Annotated in this window: 18 protein-coding genes; 6 read left to right on the top strand and 12 right to left on the bottom strand. The window is 71.5% G+C overall.

Annotation, left to right across the window (positions count from 1 at the left end):
- Positions 1-80: 80 nt before the first annotated feature.
- The 7 genes from ABD347_RS23385 to ABD347_RS23355 form a co-directional block, all read right to left on the bottom strand.
- Complete coding sequence (locus ABD347_RS23385) at positions 81-836, bottom strand: SDR family oxidoreductase (protein WP_344364606.1); 756 nt, start codon at positions 834-836, stop codon at positions 81-83.
- A 4-nt stretch (positions 837-840) separates the two neighbouring features.
- A complete protein-coding gene (locus ABD347_RS23380) occupies positions 841-2,625 on the bottom strand; it encodes a glycoside hydrolase family 15 protein (RefSeq protein ID WP_344364603.1) in 1,785 nt (594 codons plus the stop codon).
- 30 nt (positions 2,626-2,655) lie between these two features.
- Positions 2,656-3,477, bottom strand: a complete 822-nt coding sequence (locus tag ABD347_RS23375; RefSeq protein WP_344364601.1) for an SURF1 family cytochrome oxidase biogenesis protein — start codon at positions 3,475-3,477, stop codon at positions 2,656-2,658.
- A gap of 347 nt (positions 3,478-3,824) precedes the next feature.
- Entirely contained in the window at positions 3,825-4,061 is a 237-nt protein-coding gene (locus ABD347_RS23370) for a hypothetical protein (protein WP_064071372.1), read from the bottom strand.
- Positions 4,062-4,138: 77 nt separating this feature from the next.
- Entirely contained in the window at positions 4,139-5,125 is a 987-nt protein-coding gene (locus ABD347_RS23365) for a DEDDh family exonuclease (protein WP_344364597.1), read from the bottom strand.
- Positions 5,126-5,552: 427 nt separating this feature from the next.
- Positions 5,553-6,974: a CoA transferase gene (locus tag ABD347_RS23360; protein ID WP_344364595.1), complete on the bottom strand. Its 1,422-nt coding sequence runs from the start codon at positions 6,972-6,974 to the stop codon at positions 5,553-5,555.
- Positions 6,975-7,077: 103 nt separating this feature from the next.
- Positions 7,078-8,622 (bottom strand): S8 family peptidase, encoded by a 1,545-nt coding sequence (locus ABD347_RS23355; protein ID WP_344364594.1) that lies wholly within the window; start codon positions 8,620-8,622, stop codon positions 7,078-7,080.
- Between the two features lie 241 nt (positions 8,623-8,863).
- Between ABD347_RS23355 and ABD347_RS23350 the strand changes: the two genes are divergently transcribed.
- The 3 genes from ABD347_RS23350 to moaA all read left to right on the top strand — a co-directional run bounded on the left by ABD347_RS23350 (position 8,864) and on the right by moaA (position 12,031).
- Positions 8,864-9,241 carry a DUF485 domain-containing protein gene (locus ABD347_RS23350; protein WP_344364592.1) on the top strand — a complete coding sequence of 126 codons (378 nt, stop codon included), beginning with the start codon at positions 8,864-8,866 and terminating at the stop codon, positions 9,239-9,241.
- Positions 9,238-10,878: a solute symporter family protein gene (locus ABD347_RS23345; RefSeq protein ID WP_344364590.1), complete on the top strand. Its 1,641-nt coding sequence runs from the start codon at positions 9,238-9,240 to the stop codon at positions 10,876-10,878. The genes ABD347_RS23350 and ABD347_RS23345 overlap by 4 nt, the downstream gene beginning before the upstream one ends.
- Positions 10,879-11,041: 163 nt before the next feature.
- Positions 11,042-12,031, top strand: coding sequence for a GTP 3',8-cyclase MoaA (moaA, locus tag ABD347_RS23340; RefSeq protein ID WP_344364588.1), 990 nt, complete (start codon positions 11,042-11,044; stop codon positions 12,029-12,031).
- Between the two features lie 18 nt (positions 12,032-12,049).
- Here the strand turns inward: moaA and ABD347_RS23335 are convergent, their stop codons facing one another.
- Together ABD347_RS23335 and ABD347_RS23330 are read right to left on the bottom strand one after the other, a co-directional pair.
- On the bottom strand, positions 12,050-12,274 hold the full coding sequence (locus ABD347_RS23335; RefSeq protein ID WP_344364587.1) for a hypothetical protein: 225 nt from the start codon (positions 12,272-12,274) through the stop codon (positions 12,050-12,052).
- A gap of 199 nt (positions 12,275-12,473) precedes the next feature.
- A complete protein-coding gene (locus ABD347_RS23330; protein ID WP_344364585.1) occupies positions 12,474-12,887 on the bottom strand; it encodes a DUF3099 domain-containing protein in 414 nt (137 codons plus the stop codon).
- 216 nt (positions 12,888-13,103) lie between these two features.
- Between ABD347_RS23330 and ABD347_RS23325 the strand changes: the two genes are divergently transcribed.
- Positions 13,104-13,379 (top strand): GlsB/YeaQ/YmgE family stress response membrane protein, encoded by a 276-nt coding sequence (locus ABD347_RS23325; RefSeq protein WP_344364583.1) that lies wholly within the window; start codon positions 13,104-13,106, stop codon positions 13,377-13,379.
- Positions 13,380-13,452: 73 nt separating this feature from the next.
- On the opposite strand, the gene tyrS is transcribed toward ABD347_RS23325, so the two are convergent.
- From tyrS to ABD347_RS23310, 3 genes are read right to left on the bottom strand one after another with little or no spacing between them, the layout of a single operon-like run.
- Complete coding sequence (gene tyrS / locus ABD347_RS23320; RefSeq protein WP_344364581.1) at positions 13,453-14,721, bottom strand: tyrosine--tRNA ligase; 1,269 nt, start codon at positions 14,719-14,721, stop codon at positions 13,453-13,455.
- A 52-nt stretch (positions 14,722-14,773) separates the two neighbouring features.
- Complete coding sequence (locus ABD347_RS23315; protein WP_344364579.1) at positions 14,774-16,165, bottom strand: metallopeptidase TldD-related protein; 1,392 nt, start codon at positions 16,163-16,165, stop codon at positions 14,774-14,776.
- On the bottom strand, positions 16,162-17,685 hold the full coding sequence (locus ABD347_RS23310; protein ID WP_344364577.1) for a TldD/PmbA family protein: 1,524 nt from the start codon (positions 17,683-17,685) through the stop codon (positions 16,162-16,164). The genes ABD347_RS23315 and ABD347_RS23310 overlap by 4 nt, the downstream gene beginning before the upstream one ends.
- A 200-nt stretch (positions 17,686-17,885) precedes the next feature.
- Between ABD347_RS23310 and fabG the strand changes: the two genes are divergently transcribed.
- Together fabG and fabI are read left to right on the top strand one after the other, a co-directional pair.
- Positions 17,886-18,602, top strand: coding sequence for a 3-oxoacyl-[acyl-carrier-protein] reductase (gene fabG / locus ABD347_RS23305; protein ID WP_344364575.1), 717 nt, complete (start codon positions 17,886-17,888; stop codon positions 18,600-18,602).
- Between the two features lie 4 nt (positions 18,603-18,606).
- Positions 18,607-19,374 carry an enoyl-ACP reductase FabI gene (gene fabI / locus ABD347_RS23300; protein ID WP_344364572.1) on the top strand — a complete coding sequence of 256 codons (768 nt, stop codon included), beginning with the start codon at positions 18,607-18,609 and terminating at the stop codon, positions 19,372-19,374.
- The last annotated feature ends 147 nt before the right edge of the window (positions 19,375-19,521 follow it).

Raw genomic sequence — 19,521 nt, 5'->3', positions numbered from 1 at the left:
CAGGGACGCGGCGGCCCGGGCGGCCGGTGTCCACGTCCGGCGGCCCGGGCCCGTGCGCCGTGTGTGCCGGGGACGCGGGGTCAGAAGCCGTGGCGGGCGCCGCCGTCGACGGGAAGCATCACGCCCGTCAGATAAGAGGCGGCCGGGGAGAGGAGGAACGCCGCGGCCTTGCCGAACTCCTCCGGGGTGCCGTAACGGCGCAGCGGAACGCGGGACTCGGACGCGGCGCGGGCCGCCGACGGGTCCCCGGACAGGGCGTCCAGCTCGCGGACCCGGTCGGTGTCGATACGGCCCGGCAGTAGGCCGACCACCCGGATGCCGCTCGGCCCCAGGTCGTTGGCGAGGGACTTCGCGAAGCCCGCGAGCCCCGGGCGGAGCCCGTTGGAGATCGTCAGCCCCGGGATCGGCTCGTGCACCGATCCGGACAGGACGAACCCGATCACGCCGCCCTCCGCCAGCGCCGCGGCCGCCGCCCGGGCCATCCGTACCGCGCCCAGGTACACCGAGTCGAACGCCGCCTGCCACTGCTCGTCCGTGTTGTCCGCCGCTCGCCCGGGGGCCGGGCCACCCACGCTGACGAGGACGCCGTCGAAGCGTCCGAAGTGCGTCCGGGCGGCGGCGATCAGCCGCTCGGGGGTCGCCGGGTCGGCGTTGTCCGCCGCGACGCCCACCGCGCCGGAACCCAGCTCGGCGGCGGCCCGGGCCACCGCCTTCTCGTCGCGCGACGAGAGCACGACCTTCGCGCCGTCCGCGACCAGAGCGCGCGCGGAGGCGTTGCCCAGCCCGCGCGAGGCGCCGGTCACGATGTACACACGGTCCTTCAGTCCAAGATCCATGGACCTATACTGCCGTCTCCTCCCGTGCCAGCGCGAGGGCCGTCCCCACCAGGCCGATGTGGCTGAACGCCTGCGGGAAGTTGCCCAACTGCCGCCGCGCCGAGGCGTCGTACTCCTCGGCGAGCAGCCCCACGTCGTTGCGGAGCGACAGCAGCCGTTCGAACAGCTGCCGAGCCTCCTTGGTGCGGCCGGTCATCCGCAGGGCGTCCGCCATCCAGAAGGAGCAGACGAGGAACGTTCCCTCGTCCCCCGGCAGCCCGTCGACCGGCACGCCCTCGGTGGTGTACCGCTTGATGAATCCGTTGTGGTTCAGTTCCGCCCACACCGCGTCGACCGTGCCGACGACGCGCGGGTCGTCCGGCGGCAGGAAACCGACCCGGGGGATCAGCAGCGTCGCCGCGTCCAGCTCCTGGGAGCCGTAGGACTGGGTGAAGGTGTTCCGTTCCGGGTCGTACCCCTTCTCGCACACCTCCCGGTGCACCTCGTCGCGCATCGCCCGCCACCGGCCCACGTCCCCGCGCAGCGACGGGTCCTGCTCCAGGGAGCGCACCGCTCGGTCGGCGGCGACCCAGGCCATGATCTTGGAGTGCACGAAGTGGCGGCGCGGCCCGCGTACTTCCCACAGCCCCTCGTCGGGCTGCCGCCACGTCGACTCCAGGAACCCCAGCAGGCTCAGCTGGAGGTTCCACGCGTGTGCATGCGTCGCCAGCCCCGCCTCGCGCGCCAGGTACAGGGAGTCGATGACCTCCCCGTACACGTCGAGCTGCAACTGCTGTACCGCGGCGTTGCCGGTCCGGACGGGCGCCGACCCGGCGTACCCCCGCAGCCACGGCAGCTCCGTCTCCGGCAGCCGGCGCTCGCCCGCGACCCCGTACATGATCTGGATGTCCGCCGGATCACCGGCCACCGCCCGAAGCAGCCAGTCGCGCCACGCCGCCGCCTCGTCGAGGTAGCCGGCCGACACCAGCGCGCCCAGGGTGAGCGTCGAGTCGCGCAGCCAGCAGAAACGGTAGTCCCAGTTCCGTACGCCTCCGATCTCCTCCGGCAACGAGGTCGTCGGCGCGGCGACGATCCCGCCCGTGGGGCCGTACGTCAGCGCCTTGAGGGTGATGAGCGAGCGCATCACGGCCTCCCGATGGGGTCCTTCGTAGGTGCACTGCGCGGACCAGGACTCCCAGTCCTCGATGGTGTGCTCCAGCGCCTCGTACGGGTCGATCAGCGGCGGGCGGGGCTGGTGGGAGGGGTGCCAGGTCAGGACGAACGCCACCTTCTCGCCCGCGCCGACGGTGAACGAGGAGCACGTGCTGAACTGCTGACCCCATGTCTTGACCTCCGGCTCGCTCCGCAGCCATATCGAGTCGGGGCCGGCGATCGCCACCCGGTGGCCGTCCGTCCGGCGTACCCAGGGCACCACGGACCCGAAGTCGAAGCGCAGGCGCAGCACCGCCGCCATCTCGACCGTGCCGGTGACCCCTTCCACGATGCGTACGACGTCGGGTGCCTCGTCGCGCTGGGGCATGAAGTCCAGCACTTTCACCGTGCCGGTGCGGGTCTCCCAGATGGACTCCAGGACGAGGGAGTCACCGACGTAGCGGCGCCGGGTGCAGGTATGTCCGTCTTTGGGCGCGATCCGCCAGTGGCCGTTCTCCTCGTCGCCGAGCAGGGCGGCGAAACAGGCCGCCGAGTCGAAGCGCGGCAGGCACAGCCAGTCGATCGAACCGTTCTTGCCGACCAGCGCCGCCGTCTGCAGGTCCCCGATGAGAGCGTAGTCCTCGATGCGTTGCGTCACGCTGAGGCGTCTTCCCGCCCGGACCGGCGGCTAAGCGGGTGCGTGTGCGGCCGGTTCCGGCTCGCCGGGGCCGGGGCCGGGGCCATGGCCGGTGGCGGCGCCGGCGGTGGTCTCGCGGTCGTGCTTCTCCCGGCGTACCAGCACCACCCAGCCGACCGGCACGCCCGCCGCGAACAGCCACCACTGGACCGCGTACGCCATGTGCGCGCCGATGGAGTCGTGGTCGGGCTCCGGGATCAGCTCCGGGGTGTCGCCGGCCGGGGTCGGCGCGGTCTGTTCCAGGTAGCCGCCGAGCACCTCGCGGCCCAGCCTCTCCGCCTGCTGCCCGCTGTTGATCAGCATGACCTGGCGGGGTGGCAGCCCGCTGAGGTTCTTGATGCCGCTGGCACTGGTCGTCTCGTCCGCCTTGAGGCGCCCGGTGACGGTGACCTCGCCCTTGGGAGCGGGCGGCACCGCCGGGAACGACTTCTGGTCGGCGGCTGCCGGGATCCAGCCCCGGTTGACGAGGATCGTGCGGCCGTCGTCGAGGACGAGGGGGGTCAGCACGAGGACGCCGATCCGTTCGTCGGCGTTGGTCCGGCGGCGTACGACGACCTCGTGGTCCGTGTCGAAGGTGCCGGTGGCGGTGACACGCCGCCAGTAGTCGGAGCGGGGGACGGTGTGACCGGGGGAGGTGAGCTCCGTCACGGGGACGGGCTCCGCCTTCAGGTTGTCCTCGATCAGCTGGTTCTGGGCGACCCGGCGCTCGTGCCGGTGGAACTGCCAGAAGCCCAGCTCGATCATCACGGGGATGAGGACGAGGGCGATGAGGGTGAGGATCACCCACTGCCGGGACAACAGGAAGCGGTACACGGCTTCGACCGTACCTGCTCGTGTCCCGGTCCCGGAGGGTGGGTCCCGTCCGCCCGGCGGGGGACCGCCCGGCGGGGAGCGCCCGGAGAGAGGCCGCGCGCTTCCGGCCGCGGGGCCCTCGACCGTGGGGCCCTCGACCGTGGAACTGGTTCCGGCGCTGGACCTGGTCCCGGCTGTGGACGCGGCCCCGGCAGTGGGACCTGGTACCGGCAGCGGGACGTGGTCCCGGCTGTTGGGACCTGGGCCCGGTCGTGGACGCGGGCCCGGTCGCGTGGCCCCCGGCCGTGGAGGGGAAGCGTTCCCGGCCGGGTGCCGTGGGTCGCCCGTGAGCACCGGGTGGCCTCGGGTCACACCTTGTCGACGATGCCCACCTGGCCCTTCTCCGCGCGGGCGCAGTGCGCCCCGCAGAACCACTGGCCGTCGGCCTCGACGCCCTGGCCGATGATCTGGACCCGGCAGTGCTCGCAGATGGGCGCCATGCGGTGGATGGCGCAGGCGAAGCAGTCGAAGACGTGCACGGCGCCTTGCGCGTGCACCTCGAAGGACATGCCGTAATCGTTTCCGCAGACCTCACAACGTGCCATGCGCCACAGGGTGCGGTCCGGCGTTCCGTATGGGGCGGTGAAACGCCCGGCGGTCACCCGTCTGCCTGCTCGTCCGCCTACTCGTCGGCCGGGGCCACGTCGCCCAGCAGCTGGGTGAACGCCGCCTCGTCGACGATCGGTGTGCCGAACGACTTGGCCTTGACCGTCTTGGAGGTGGCGGCGTCCGGGTCGTTGGTGACGAGCAGGCTGGTCAGCCGGGAGACGCTGGTGGCCACATGGAGGCCGGCTTCGACCGCCCGGTCCTCCAGCAGCTCGCGATCGATGGAGGTGTCACCCGAGAACGCCACCCGCATGCCCTGCTTGAGTGGTTTGTCCGCTTCGTAGCGGCCGGGGTTGGGGTACGGACAGGCCGGCCGCTTGCGTGACGGCCGCCAGCTGTTGCCGTGGTACGAAGCCTGCCGCCCGATGCGCGGCACCGCCGGCGCGGCGGGTGAGGACGCCCACTCGGTGAGTGGACGGCACTCCAGCAGCGGCAGCCGTACGCCCCGCTCCGCCGCCGCGTGCAGGCTCGGACGGAAGGCCTCGGCCAGCACACGCGCGTCGTCCAGCGCGTTGTGCGCCCGGCGCTGTACGACTCCGAAGTGCGTGGCCAGCGTCTGCAGCTTGAAGTTGGCCAGCGGCAGCCCCAGCTCCTTGGAGAGCGCGATGGTGCACAGCCGCTGCCGCACCGGCGCCGTCCGCTCCGCCCGCGCGTACTCGCGGGCGATCATCGACCAGTCGAACATGGCGTTGTGCGCGACGAGCACCCGGCCGTCGAGCCGCGCGGAGAACTCCGCCGCGACGTCCCCGAAGAGCGGCGCCCCCTCCAGTACGTCACTCGTCAGACCGTGGATCCACACCGGGCCCGGGTCGCGCTCCGGATTGACCAGCGTGTACCAGTGGTCCTCCACATTGCCCTGCGCGTCGAGCCGGTAGACGGCGGCGGACACTATCCGGTCGTCGCGGGCGAGGCCGGTGGTCTCCACGTCGACGACCGCGTACCCCTGTGTCGGGTAGGCGGCCGGCCACGGTGCTGCTGTCGTACGGTCGTCGAGCATGGTCACTGAGAATAGAGGCCGCCACTGACAACGCCGTCGCCGGGCATGCCGCGCACGGCCCCCGGTTGACGAACCCGCCCCCTGGTCCCGCGCGCGGGCGGGCAGTTGACCCGGCCACAGGTTTCCGCCGGGTTGGCGGGCGGCCGGCCGGCCGCCAACCCGGCTCCGTGCCGCGTCCATGGGGCAGCTCACACCGCCATGGGCAGCGTGCCTCCGGCCCCCTCGGCCCGGTGAGTGTTCCGGGGCCCAGCGGTGCCGGCTCGTCGGGCTTCAGCCGGTGACCCCGGGCGGCGGCGCCACACCGGTCAACTGGTGGAGTTCCGTGGGGCCGGAAAGGGCGAGCGACCTGGGGGCGGCCACCCCGGTCCCGTCGGCACCGGCACACCGGCCGCTGGTCATGATGCGGCGTTCAGCGGCCGCCCGCCGGTCCCCCTCAGTCCGTGGCCGTGGCCCACCGGGGGGCGTCCGTGCCCCACCGGCCGGGCGGGCGGGCCCAGTTCGCGGGGCCTCCTTCGTACGAGAGCGGCGGCAACGCGTGCCGCAGCCGTCCCATGGGGCTGTCCCTCGTGGCCGTCCAGCGCTCGGGGTCGTGGCCGCCGCCCCGTCCCGGTGTCCGGGCCAGGCCGTGCACCAGCCAGTGCGCGGTCTGTGTGAGGGCCGACCGGGCGAGCCACGTACCGCCGCCGTCCGGCCCGTGCTGTCCGGTCAGCGCCCGCAGCACGGAGGCGGCCAGCAGATATCCGGTGCCGTGGTCGAGGGCCTGGGCGGGCAGCGCGCCGGGTTCCCCGTCGTGGCCCTCCAGCACGGCGATGCCCGTCGCCGCCTGCACCAGGCTGTCGAAGCCGCGCCGCCCGTGCCACGGTCCGTACCGGCCCCACGCCGACAACTGGGCGACGACCAGGCCGGGGCGGCGCTCGGCGAGCGCCTCGGCACCGAGCCCGAACCGGTCCAGCGCACCCGGCCGGTATCCGGTGACCACCACGTCGGCGCCCGCGAGCAGCTCCTCGAACACGCGGTGGTCCGTACCGTGCCCGAGGTTCAGGATCGTCGAGCGCTTGCCCATCCCGGTGTCGTTGTGGGCCTCCTGGCTCTCCGGCAGGTGCGGCGCGTCGATCCGCAGGACGTCCGCGCCCAGCAGCGCGAGCGTCCGCGTGGCGACCGGCCCCGCCAGCACCCGCGTGAGGTCCAGCACCCGCAGCCCGGCGCACGGCAGCTGCGGTGTACCCGTACCGGTGATCCGGCTCCACGCGCGCGTGGGCCCCGTCGCCGCGGGGTGCTCCATCCGCTCCAGCGTCAGCAGCGGCCGCGCGGGCACCAGGGCGCCCTGCTCGTGCGCCGCCCACTGCGGCACCCCGCGCACGGCGACGGCGAGGCCGCCCGCCGCGTACACGGCGTCCTCCACGTCCACGGCGCGCCGCCCCGCGATCGCCCCGGCGACCGCGTCCGCCCCCGCCCCGTCCGGCAGCCCGAGCGCGCGCAGGAGCCGGTCCCGGTGGTGCGGGTAGTTGGCGTGCGTGCGCACCCACCCGTCCGCCGCCCGCCAGAACCGCGACAGCGGTGCGAACGCCGTCCACGCCCGCCCGTCGACCCTGACCAGCCGGTCACTGAGGAAAGCGGTGGCCACCGCCCCGTCGTCGACGCGCACCCGCGGCACCGGCCGCCCGGTGCGTACGGCGGCCAGCTCGGCGGCGGCGAGGGAGCAGACCGCGACGGTCGCGCGCGCCAGCTCCAGCACGGGCAGCCGCGCGGGCAGGCCGTCCGTGGGGCCGCCGTACGAGACCCGCTCCAGAAGGGCCGGATCGGCACCGAGTGCCGCCCAGGCGTGGGACGTACCGACGGAAATGGCAGGCTCCATACCAGCACTATGGCACTCGGTGCCACCATGCGGGAAGGGTTCACACGGCGAGGCCCCGGACGCGGTGCGGCGCACCGCGCCCGGGGCCGAAGGCACCGGTCCGTTACCGCCGGACCGCGTCCAGGGCGTCGGTCATGCCCTTGCCGTAGAAGCCGTTGTCACGCTTGCCGCCCTCGCACACCGCGTCGACCGTGCCGTCGCCGTTGATGTCGTACGGGTTGGTGCAGGCGGTGTCGTCGGCCTGCTTGTACAGCAGCGCCTTCACCAGGGCGGGCGACGCGTACGGGCGCGTCGACTTGATCAGCGCGGCGACACCGGCGACGTGCGGCGACGCCATCGACGTACCGGCCTTGTAGCCGTACTTGCCGCCGGGCAGCGTCGACAGGATCAGCCCGTTGGTGGCCGGCGCCTCCGGCGGCTGGAACGCCGTCGAGTCACCGCCCGGGGCGGCGATGTCCACCACACCCAGACCGTAGTTGGAGTACGAGGACTTCAGCCCCTTCGCGCCCGTCGCGGAGACCGTCACCACACCGTCGAGCATGGCCGGCACGTCCGGGCACACCTCGGGGTCGATGACCCGCTCCACCGGAGTGGTGTCGTTGGGGCTGGTCCTGTCGACGATCTCGTCCGCCGCCAGGTCCGTACGGGCGTTGCCCGCCGCGGCGACGTTGACCGCGCCCTTGCGCTCCGCGTACCGCGTGGCCCGCTGCAACGCCTCCACCAGGGCGCCCTGGTCCAGGTCGTTCTTGCACGTGTACAGCCACGGGTCGACGTAGTAGCTGTTGTTCGTCACCTCGACGCCGTGCTCGGCCGCCCAGACGAAGCCGCAGACCACGGACTCGGTGTAGAAGAAGCCGTCGGGGTTGGACACCTTGATGCCGGAGACCTTCACGCCCGGCGCGACACCGGTGATCCCGACGCCGTTCTTCGCGGCGGCGATGGTGCCGGCCACGTGCGTTCCGTGGTCGCTCTCGGCCGGGCCGGGCCGCCAGGAACCCTCGGTGGTGTCCGGCGCGCCGGTCACGCAGTTCGCGGACGCCGCGCGGTCGAAGTTGGGGGCCAGGTCCGGGTGGGTGTCGTCGACACCCGTGTCCAGGACGGCGACGGTGACCTTCTCGCTGCCGAGCGACTTCTCGTGGGCCTTGTCCGCCTTGATGGCCGGCAGGTCCCACTGCAGGGGCTCGAACGGGTCCTGGTCGTCGTCCGCCCGGTCGGCCGCCGCCCGTGCCTCCTTGGCGGACAGGGGCTGCTCCGCGTCGACGTCGGTGGTGGTCTGGGCGGCGAGCGGCGCGGTCCTGGTGGCCCCCGCCGACTTCACCCCCCGCACTCCGCGGATCGTGGTGGCGAAGTCCGGGTTCTGCGAGTGGACGACGATGACACCGATCTGGTCATAGGCGATCACCACGGTGCCGCCCGCCGCGGATATCGCCTTCTTCACCGCCTTGGCGGTGGAGTGACCGCCCGTCACGTTCACGACGTACGACATCTTCGGGCCGTTCGTCGCGACGGCGGCGGCCCCGGCGGTCGTGGTCTCGTCCAGCGGGGCGGCCGAGGCCGCGGTGGCCGGCAGCAGACCGAGCGAGGCCGTGAGCGCCAGACCGGCGGGCAGCGCGAGTATTCGCGCGCGTCCCGATCGCAGATGAGCCATGGGTTCTCCACATCATCCTGAGAGCCGCCCACGCACCGGTTGTGCGTGGACAGGTGCATGACGAGCGAAGTTATCTCCGATCATCCCGGCCCATCAATGACTTCGGGAAAGAAAAAGGGCCCAGGTGAACCGCGTCGCCGTTGCTTCCGTGCCGTTGACAGGGGAGAGCACGAGCGAGTTCCGGCCCCCCACCGTGAGGTTCTTGTCCATGCCCAGCGCACCAGCGTCGCGAGGAGTTTCCGTGGTTACCGATGCACCGCCGCCCGAGGGCGGTACGGACACCAGTCCCGCCCAGCCCACGACAGAGTCTTTCGTCGAGGTGCAGGAGAGCGCGGAATTCGGCGAGCTGCGCCGCACCTACCGCTCCTTCGCCTTCCCCCTGACCATCGCCTTCATCGCCTGGTACCTGCTGTACGTGCTGCTGTCCAACTACGCGGGCGGCTTCATGGGCACCAAGGTGTTCGGCAACGTCAACGTCGCGCTGGTCCTCGGCCTCGGCCAGTTCCTGACCACCTTCCTCATCGCCTGGTTCTACTCCCGGCACGCCGCCGAGAAGCTCGACCCCAAGGCCGAGGTCATCAAGTCCCGCATGGAGTCCGGTATGGAGGCCGACGCATGAGCAGCACAACCGCCACCGGCACGGCCCTGCTGGCCGCCGCGTCCGACGCCTCGGAGCACCGGCCCCTGATCATCACGCTCTTCGGGGCCTTCGTCGTCGCGACGCTCTTCATCACCGTCTGGGCCGGCCGCCAGACGAGGAACGCCTCGGACTTCTACGCCGGCGGGCGCCAGTTCACCGGCTTCCAGAACGGGCTCGCCATCTCCGGCGACTACATGTCCGCCGCGTCGTTCCTCGGCATCGCGGGCGCCATCGCCCTCTTCGGGTACGACGGGTTCCTCTACTCCATCGGCTTCCTGGTCGCCTGGCTGGTCGCCCTGCTCCTGGTCGCCGAACCGCTGCGCAACTCCGGCCGGTACACCATGGGCGACGTCCTCGCGTACCGCATGCGCCAGCGCCCCGTCCGCACCGCCGCGGGCACCTCCACCATCGTCGTCTCGATCTTCTACCTGCTCGCCCAGATGGCCGGCGCGGGCGTCCTCGTCTCGCTGCTGCTCGGCATCACCTCGGACGGCGGCAAGATCGCGATCGTCGCCCTCGTCGGCGTACTGATGATCGTGTACGTGACCATCGGAGGCATGAAGGGCACCACCTGGGTGCAGATGGTCAAGGCCGTCCTGCTCATCGCGGGCACCCTGCTCATCACCTTCCTTATCCTGCTGAAGTTCGGCTTCAACCTCTCCGACCTGCTCGGCACCGCCGCCGCCAACAGCGGCAAGGGCTCGGCCTTCCTCGAACCGGGCCTCAAGTACGGCGCCACCGGCACCTCGAAGCTGGACTTCATCTCGCTCGGCATCGCGCTGGTGCTCGGCACCGCCGGCCTGCCGCACATCCTGATCCGCTTCTACACCGTGCCGACGGCCAAGGCCGCCCGCAAGTCCGTCAACTGGGCCATCGGCATCATCGGCGCCTTCTACCTGATGACCATCGTGCTCGGCTTCGGCGCCGCCGCCCTGCTCAAGCCCGGCGACATCATCGCCTCCAACAAGGCGGGCAACACCGCCGCGCCGCTGGCCGCGCTGGAGATCGGCGGCGGGGGTGGCTCCACCGGCGGCGCGATCCTGCTCGCCGTGATCTCCGCGGTCGCCTTCGCCACCATCCTCGCCGTCGTCGCCGGTCTCACCCTGGCCTCGTCCTCGTCCTTCGCGCACGACATCTACGCCAACGTGATCCGCCGGGGGCAGGCCACCGACAAGGAGGAGGTCCGCGCCGCCCGCTGGGCGACGGTCTTCATCGGCATCGTCTCCATCGCGCTCGGCGCGCTGGCCCGCGACCTGAACGTGGCCGGCCTCGTCGCCCTCGCCTTCGCGGTCGCCGCGTCGGCGAACCTGCCGACGATCCTCTACAGCCTGTTCTGGAAGCGGTTCACCACCCAGGGCGCCCTCTGGTCCATCTACGGCGGCCTGACCGCGTCCGTGGCGCTCGTGCTGTTCTCGCCGGTCGTCTCCGGCAAGCCCAGCTCGATGTTCCCCGGCGCCGACTTCGCCTGGTTCCCGCTGGAGAACCCGGGTCTCATCTCCATCCCGCTGGGCTTCCTGCTCGGCTGGCTCGGCTCCCTGCTGTCGAAGGAGGAGCCGGACCGGGGCAAGTACGCCGAGCTCGAGGTCAAGTCCCTCACCGGCGTCGGAGCGCACTGACGCGCACACGGTGTGCGACCGTACGCGGCCGCGCCGGGGGATCGTCGTAGATCCCTACGACGCGGCCGTGCCGCTCCTGTGGACAATGGCCCGTGTCGTTGTCGGCGGTGTCACGTAGGCTCCTTGGTATACGCAACCTGGCAACCGGGGGAGGGCACCCACCGTGCTCATCGACACATACGGCCGAGTCGCCACCGACCTGCGCGTCTCGCTCACCGACCGGTGCAACCTCCGGTGCACGTACTGCATGCCCGAAGAGGGGCTGCAGTGGCTCGCCAAGCCCGATCTCCTCACGGACGACGAGATCGTCCGGCTGATAGACATCGCCGTCACCGGCCTCGGCATCACCGAGGTCCGCTTCACCGGCGGCGAGCCGCTCCTGCGCCCCGGCCTCGTCGGGATCGTGGAGCGCTGCGCCGCCCTGGAGCCCCGCCCCAGGATGTCGCTGACCACCAACGGCATCGGCCTCAAGCGCACCGCGGCCGCCCTCAAGGCCGCCGGTCTGGACCGGGTCAACGTCTCCCTCGACACCCTGCGCCCCGACGTCTTCAAGACCCTCACCCGCCGGGACCGCCACAAGGACGTCCTGGAGGGCCTCCAGGCCGCCCGCGACGCCGGGCTCACGCCGGTCAAGGTCAACTCGGTCCTGATGCCGGGGCTCAACGACGACGAAGCCCCCGACCTGCTCGCCTGGGCCGTCGAGAACGACTACGAGCTGCGCTTCATCGAACAGATGCCGCTGGACGCCCAGCACGGCTGGAAGCGCGACGGCATGATCACCGCCGGTGACATCCTCGCGTCGCTCCGCACGCGCTTCACCCTCGACCCCGAGCCCGACGAGAAGCGCGGCTCGGCACCGGCCGAGCGCTGGATCGTCGACGGCGGGCCGCACCGGGTGGGCGTCATCGCCTCCGTCACCCGGCCCTTCTGCCGGGCCTGCGACCGGACCAGGCTCACGGCCGACGGCCAGGTGCGCACCTGCCTGTTCGCCCAGGAGGAGACGGACCTGCGGGCAGCCCTGCGCTCGGACGCGCCGGACGAGGAGATCGCCCGCATATGGCGGCTCGCGATGTGGGGTAAGAAGGCCGGGTCCGGGCTGGACGACCCGAGCTTCCTGCAGCCCGAGCGCCCGATGTCGGCGATCGGCGGCTGACCCGGCGACCCGTGCCGCTCACTCCCCGGAGGGTCGGGACTCCCACTCGGACAGTGCGACCACGTCCTTCAGGAAGGCCCGTACGTCCAGGAACCGGGACAGGTGCTCGCGGTGGTCGTCGCACGCCAGCCAGGTCTTGCGGCGCTCCGGAGTGTGCAGCTTCGGGTTGTTCCACGCCAGCACCCACACCGCCGCCGTGCGGCAACCCTTGGCGGAACAGACGGGGGTGGTTTCGTCGCTCACAACACGTCCAAACGAAGGCCCGAACAACCCGGACAAAGGCGACGCCGGGCAGCCACGGGGGGAGCTGCCCGGCGTCGGTCCGTCGCTCCGACGGGGGATGCGGAGCGCCTACGAAGTATGTCACGGGGACCGGGGTGGAGTGCACGGAAACCACATGATTGATCTGAGCTTTTCTTGAGCTTTGCAGACCGCTGACGAATCAGCTCTGCTCGTACTGGCGCTCCTGCGGGGGTTTTTGACGGTCCCGGTGCTCCGCCGCCGGTTCCGCCGCCGGTTCCGTATGCGCCCGTTCCCCGGCCCCGGCGGGAGGCCCCGGCAACAGTACCGGGCGCTCATTCTCCGGAGCCGGTACGAAGCCCTGCGGCTGCGGGGGCGCGCTCTCGCGGCCCGCGTTGGCGATCACCACCGCGACGTACGGCAGCACGGCCCCCAGCACCAGTGCGACGATCGCCACGTGGCGCTGGACGTTCCACAGGGACGCGGCCGCGATCACCGCGAGGGTCCGCACGGACATCGAGATGACATAACGCCGTTGCCGGCCCCGTACATCGTCCGCCAGGCCCTGACGGGCGCCGGTGATCCGGAAGACCTCGTCGCTCCCGTGCTTCCGCATCGCGTTCCACCACCCGCACACTCGCGCCGGACGCTTGCGGACCGGCCTGTTTCCACCGTACGCCCGCCCTCCGCCGCATACGAGACCGGGGCCGTCCGTCACCGGGCCGCGGGTGGTCGCGCCTCACACGTACGGCCCCGTCCGACATGCGCCGTACGCCGGTCGGGCCGAGACTAGTCGGGACTGCTCACGTCAATCCGTACCGAGGAGGCAGCCATGGGCTGGTTGTGGGCGATTATCGTCGGATTCGTGCTGGGCCTGCTGGCCAAGGCGATCCTGCCGGGCAAACAGCACAGTCCGCTGTGGCTCATCACCATCTTCGGCATCATCGGTGCCATCGCCGGTAATGCCCTCGCCAGGGCCTTCGGCATCGAGGCGACCCCGGGCATCGACTGGGGCAGGCACGCCCTCCAGGTCGTGGCCGCGGTCGTCATCGTCGGCCTCGGTGACATGCTCTACATGTCAGTGAGCGGCAGTAAACGGCGAGCCTGACGGACGAGGCGAGGCGACGCCCCGGGGTGCCTGCGCGCTCCCGGGGCGCCGCCTCGCGACGGAGCCGGGCGCGTCAGCCCGGGGCGACCTCGATCGCCGCCAGGTTCTTCTTGCCGCGCCGCAGCACCAGCCAGCGCCCGTGCAGCAGGTCGGCGGCGGTGACCACGGCGTCCTCGGCGGTCACCTTGACGTTGTTCACGTACGCGCCGCCCTCCTTGATCGTGCGGCGCGCCGCGGACTTGCTCGGCGCCAGACCCACCTCCGCGAAGAGGTCCGTCACCGCGCCGGGCTCGGTGACCCTGGCGTGCGGCAGCTCCGCGAGCGCCGCGGCCAGCGTCGCCTCGTCCAGCTCCGCCAGCTCGCCCTGCCCGAACAGCGCCTTCGAGGCGGCGATCACCGCGGCGCACTGTTCGGCGCCGTGCACCAGCGTCGTCAGCTCCTCCGCGAGCGCGCGCTGGGCCGTACGGGCCTGCGGACGCTCCTCGGTGACCTTCTCCAGCTCCTCCAGCTCCTCGCGGCTCCTGAAGCTGAGGATGCGCATGTAGGCGGAGACGTCCCGGTCGTCCACGTTCAGCCAGAACTGGTAGAACGCGTACGGCGTGGTCATCTCCGGGTCCAGCCAGACGGCCCCGCCCTCGGTCTTGCCGAACTTGGTGCCGTCGGACTTGGTCATCAGCGGGGTGGCCAGCGCGTGCACCTGCGCGTGCGGCTCCAGCTTGTGGATCAGGTCCAGGCCCGCCGTGAGGTTGCCCCACTGGTCGCTGCCGCCCTGCTGGAGCACACAGCCGTAGCGCCGGTACAGCTCCAGGAAGTCCATGCCCTGGAGCAGCTGGTAGCTGAATTCGGTGTAGCTGATGCCCTCCTGCGACTCCAGCCGCCGGGCGACCGAGTCCTTGGTGAGCATCTTGTTGACCCGGAAGTGCTTGCCGATGTCGCGCAGGAACTCGATCGCGGTCATGCCCGCGGTCCAGTCCAGGTTGTTGACCATGACCGCGGCGTTCTCACCCTCGAAGGACAGGAACGGCTCGATCTGCGAGCGCAGCCGGCTCACCCACTGCGCGACGGTCGCGGGATCGTTCAGGGTGCGCTCCGCGGTCGGGCGCGGGTCGCCGATCTGCCCCGTCGCGCCACCCACCAGCGCCAGCGGCCGGTGGCCGGCCTGCTGGAGCCGGCGGACGGTGAGCACCTGCACCAGGTGCCCCACGTGCAGGCTGGCCGCGGTGGGGTCGAAGCCGCAATAGAACGTGACCGGACCGTCCGCGAGAGCCTTGCGCAGAGCGTCCTCGTCGGTGGACTGGGCGAAGAGCCCACGCCACTTCAGCTCGTCGACGATGTCCGTCACGGTGTCGTGTCTCCTTGAACGATGTAACGATGTGCGGGCCAGTCTATGGGGGTCATACGCCCTGGCTGACCGAACTCATGTTGAAGTCCGGCACCCGCACCGGCGGCATCGCGGCCCGGGTGAACCAGTCGCTCCACTCGCGCGGCAGCGTCCGCTCCGTCCGCCCCGCCTCCGCGGCCCGCGACAGCAGGTCCACCGGGGACTCGTTGAACCGGAAGTTGTTCACCTCGCCGACGACCTCACCGTTCTCCACGAGATACACGCCGTCCCTGGTCAGCCCGGTCAGCAGCAGCGTCGCCGGGTCGACCTCGCGGATGTACCACAGGCAGGTCAGCAGCAGCCCGCGTTCCGTGGCGGCGACCATCTCCTCCAGCGACCGCTCGCCACCGCCGTCCAGGACGAGGTTGCCGATCCCGGGAGTGACGGGCAGCCGGGTGAGCCCGGCGCTGTGCCGCGTGGTGACCAGGTGGTCCAGCCGGCCGTCGCGTACCCACTCGGTGGGCGACAGCGGCAGTCCGTTGTCGAAGACCGACGAGTCGTCGCCCGACGCGTGCGCGATCACGAACGGCGCCGACTCCAGACCCGGCTCGTTCGGGTCACTGCGCAGCGTCAGCGGCAGCGGCGAGAGCGCCTCACCGATCCGGGTCCCGCCGCCCGGCTTGGAGAAGACGGTACGGCCCTCCGCGGCGTCCCGGGCGGCCGACGACCACATCTGGTAGATCAGCAGGTCGGCGACGGCGGTAGGCGGCAGGAGCGTCTCGTACCGCCCGGCGGGCAGCTCGACACGGCGCTCGGCCCAGCCCAGGCGCCGTGCCAGCTCCGCGTCGAGCGCCGTCGGGTCGACGTCCTTGAAGTCCCGCGTCGAGTGCCCCGTCCACGCCGACCGGGTACGGTCCGGCGACTTGGCGTTGAGCTCCAGCGTCCCGGACGGCTGGTCGTGGCGCAGCCGCAGCCCCGTCGAGGTACCCAGGTACGTCGAGGTCAGCTCGTGGTTCGCGAACCCGTACAGCTCCCGGCCGCCCGCGCGTGCCCGGGAGAACGCCTCGCCCAGCGCGGGCGCGAAGTCCGCGAACACGGCCGAGGACGTCTCGGCGGGCGCGTCCGTGAAGTCGGGCGACGCCTCACCGCCGGTCACCAGCGGCTGCGCGTCCTCGGCCGGCCCGGCGCCCCGCGCGGCGGCCTCGGCCGCCCGTACCAGCGGCTCCAGCTCCCCGGCGGTCACCGCCGACCTGGACACCACGCCGGACGCGGTGCCCTCCGCCCCGTCGACCGTGGCGATGACGGTGAGGGTCCGGCCGCGGGTGACGCCGTTGGTGGTCAGGGCGTTGCCGGCCCAGCGGAGGTTGGCGGACGAGTGCTCGTCCGCGATGACGACACACCCGTCCGCGCGGGACAGCTCCAGCGCCCGCTCGACGATCTCGTACGGCTTCGCTACGGGGCTCATCGGCCACCCTCCTGCGCGGTGTTAAGGATGTTCACGCCCCGGAACAGGGCGGAGGGGCAGCCGTGCGAGACCGCCGCGACCTGGCCCGGCTGGGCCTTGCCGCAGTTGAAGGCGCCGCCCAGGACGTACGTCTGCGGGCCGCCGACCTTCTCCATGGAGCCCCAGAAGTCCGTCGTCGTCGCCTGGTACGCGACGTCGCGGAGCTGACCGGCCAGCCGTCCGTTCTCGATCCGGAAGAACCGCTGCCCGGTGAACTGGAAGTTGTACCGCTGCATGTCGATCGACCACGACCGGTCGCCGACCACGTAGATCCCGCGCTCCACGCCACCGATCAGGTCCTCCGTGGAGAGCCCGCCCGGATCCGGCTGGAGCGACACGTTCGCCATGCGCTGTACCGGCACGTGCCCCGGCGAGTCCGCGTACGCGCAGCCGTTGGAGCGGCCCAGGCCCGTCAGCCTCGCGATCCGCCGGTCCAGCTGGTAGCCGACCAGCGTGCCGTCCTTCACCAGGTCCCAGCTCTGCGCCTCGACGCCCTCGTCGTCGTACCCGATCGTGGCCAGCCCGTGCTCGGCGGTCCGGTCACCGGTCACGTTCATGATCGGGGAGCCGTACACCAGCTTCCCCAGCTGGTCGAAGGTGGCGAACGACGTCCCCGCGTACGCCGCCTCGTAGCCGAGCGCCCGGTCCAGCTCCGTGGCGTGCCCGATCGACTCGTGGATCGTCAGCCAGAGGTTCGACGGGTCGACGACCAGGTCGTACCTCCCCGCCTCCACGCTCGGTGCCCGCATCTTCTCGGCCAGCAGCTCCGGGATCCGCTCCAGCTCGCCGTCCCAGTCCCAGCCGGTACCGGTCAGGTACTCCCAGCCGCGTCCGGCCGGCGGCGCGATCGTCCGCATCGAGTCGAACTCGCCGGTCGTCCCGTCCACCGCGACGGCCGTGAGCTGGGGATGCAGCCGTACACGCTGCTGCGTGGTGACCGTCCCGGCGGTGTCCGCGTAGAACTTGTTCTCGTGGACGGTCAGCAGCGAGGCGTCCACGTGCGCCACCCCGTCCGCGCGCAGCAGCCGGGCGCTCCACTCCGCCAGCAGCCCGCTCTTCTCGGAGTCCGGCACGGTGAACGGGTCGATCTCGTACGACGAGACCCACGTCCGGTCCGCGTGCACCGGCTCGTCCGCGAGCTCGACGCGTTCGTCGGAGCCGGCCGCCGCGATCACCTGCGCCGACAGCTTCGCCATGGCCACGGCCTGGGACGCCACCTTGGCGGCCGCGTCCATGGTCAGGTCAACCCCGGAAGCGAACCCCCAGGCCCCGCCGTGCACCACCCGTACCGCGTAGCCGAGGTCGGTGGTGTCCGACGACCCGGCGGGCTTGGCGTCCCGCAGCCGCCACGAGGCGCTGCGCACCCGCTCGAAACGGAAGTCGGCGTGGTCGGCGCCCAGGGCCCTGGCCCGTGCGAGCGCCGCGTCGGCGAGCGCCCGCAGCGGCAGCGCCGTGAAGGCTTCGTCGATGGAATGAGGCACGAAATGTCTCCTGTCGTATGAGACCGGTCGCCCCGATCATGTCGCGCCGCACGGTTCCCTGCCCAGGGCTTTCCGCAGGGGCCTTCTGTAGGGACCCGACAGTGACGCCCCTACGCCACTGTCAGGGGTCGATTCTCCGTAGCGGGGGCCGGACCGATAGGTTTCCGAGGTACCACACCGCTTATGGAAAGGGTGATCCGTTGAGCCGCTCGGTTCTCGTCACCGGAGGCAACCGGGGCATCGGCCTCGCCATCGCCCGGGCCTTCGTCGACGCCGGCGACAGGGTCGCGATCACGTACCGCTCCGGCGATCCGGCGGAGCTCGCCAAGGAGGGCTTCCTCGCCGTCCGGTGCGACATCACCGACGCCGAGCAGGTGGAGCAGGCCTACAAGGAGATCGAGGAGAAGCACGGTCCGGTGGAGGTGCTGGTGGCCAACGCCGGTGTCACCAAGGACCAGTTGCTGATGCGGATGTCCGAGGACGACTTCACCTCCGTCCTCGACACCAACCTCACCGGCACCTTCCGCGTCGTCAAGCGTGCCAACCGCGGCATGCTGCGCGCCAAGAAGGGCCGGGTCGTCCTGATCTCCTCGGTGGTCGGGCTGCTGGGTTCGGCGGGCCAGGCCAACTACGCCGCCTCCAAGGCCGGCCTGGTCGGCTTCGCGCGCTCCCTCGCCCGTGAGCTGGGCTCGCGCAACATCACGTTCAATGTCGTCGCACCCGGTTTCGTCGACACCGACATGACCAAGGTGCTCACCGAGGAGCAGCGGGCGGGCATCGTCGCCCAGGTGCCGCTCGGCCGCTACGCGCAGCCCGACGAGATCGCCGCCGCGGTGCGGTTCCTCGCGTCCGACGACGCCTCGTACATCACTGGAGCCGTCATCCCGGTTGACGGCGGATTGGGCATGGGTCACTGATCACATGAGCGGAATTCTCGACGGCAAGCGCATCCTCGTCACGGGTGTGCTGATGGAGTCCTCCATCGCCTTCCACGCCGCCAAGGTGGCCCAGGAGCAGGGCGCCGAGGTCATCCTGACCGCCTTCCCGCGGCCCACGCTGACCGAGCGCATCGCCAAGAAGCTCCCCAAGCCCGCCAAGGTCATCGAGCTCGACGTCACCAACGACGAGCACCTGAACCGGCTCGCGGACGTGGTCGGCGAGGAGCTCGGCGGCCTCGAGGGCGTCGTCCACTCCATCGGCTTCGCCCCGCAGGACGCGCTCGGCGGCAACTTCCTCAACACGCCGTTCGAGTCGGTGGCGACGGCGATGCACGTCTCGGCGTTCTCGCTGAAGTCCCTGACGATGGCCTGCCTGCCGCTGATGCGCGACGGCGGCTCGGTCGTCGGCCTCACCTTCGACGCGCAGTTCGCCTGGCCGCAGTACGACTGGATGGGCCCGGCCAAGGCCGCGCTGGAGGCCACCAGCCGCTACGTGGCCCGTGACCTCGGCAAGCAGAACGTGCGCTGCAACCTGATCTCCGCCGGCCCGCTCCGCTCGATGGCCGCCAAGTCCATCCCTGGCTTCACCGACCTGGCGAAGGTGTGGGACGAGCGCTCCCCGCTCGAGTGGGACATGACGGACCCGGAGCCCACCGGCCGCGGCATCGTCGCGCTGCTGTCGGACTTCTTCCCGAAGACGACCGGCGAGATCGTGCACGTCGACGGTGGCGTGCACATCATGGGCGCCTGAGTCCACCGCGCGCCCGAAGGCCGCGCACCGCTCCGGGGGAGCGGCGCGCGGCCTTCGCGCGTTCTCGCTCGCACTCGTGTACGTTCCGCAGCACTCCCGAGTCGAAGAGTCACCGTAATCACGGCAGACTGGTGCGGAACGGAATGC

Source organism: Streptomyces gobitricini (genome assembly GCF_039532985.1).
Classification (GTDB): domain Bacteria; phylum Actinomycetota; class Actinomycetes; order Streptomycetales; family Streptomycetaceae; genus Streptomyces; species Streptomyces gobitricini.
Note: the sequence above shows the minus strand (reverse complement) of the source record. Positions and strands in the feature narration are given on the sequence as shown.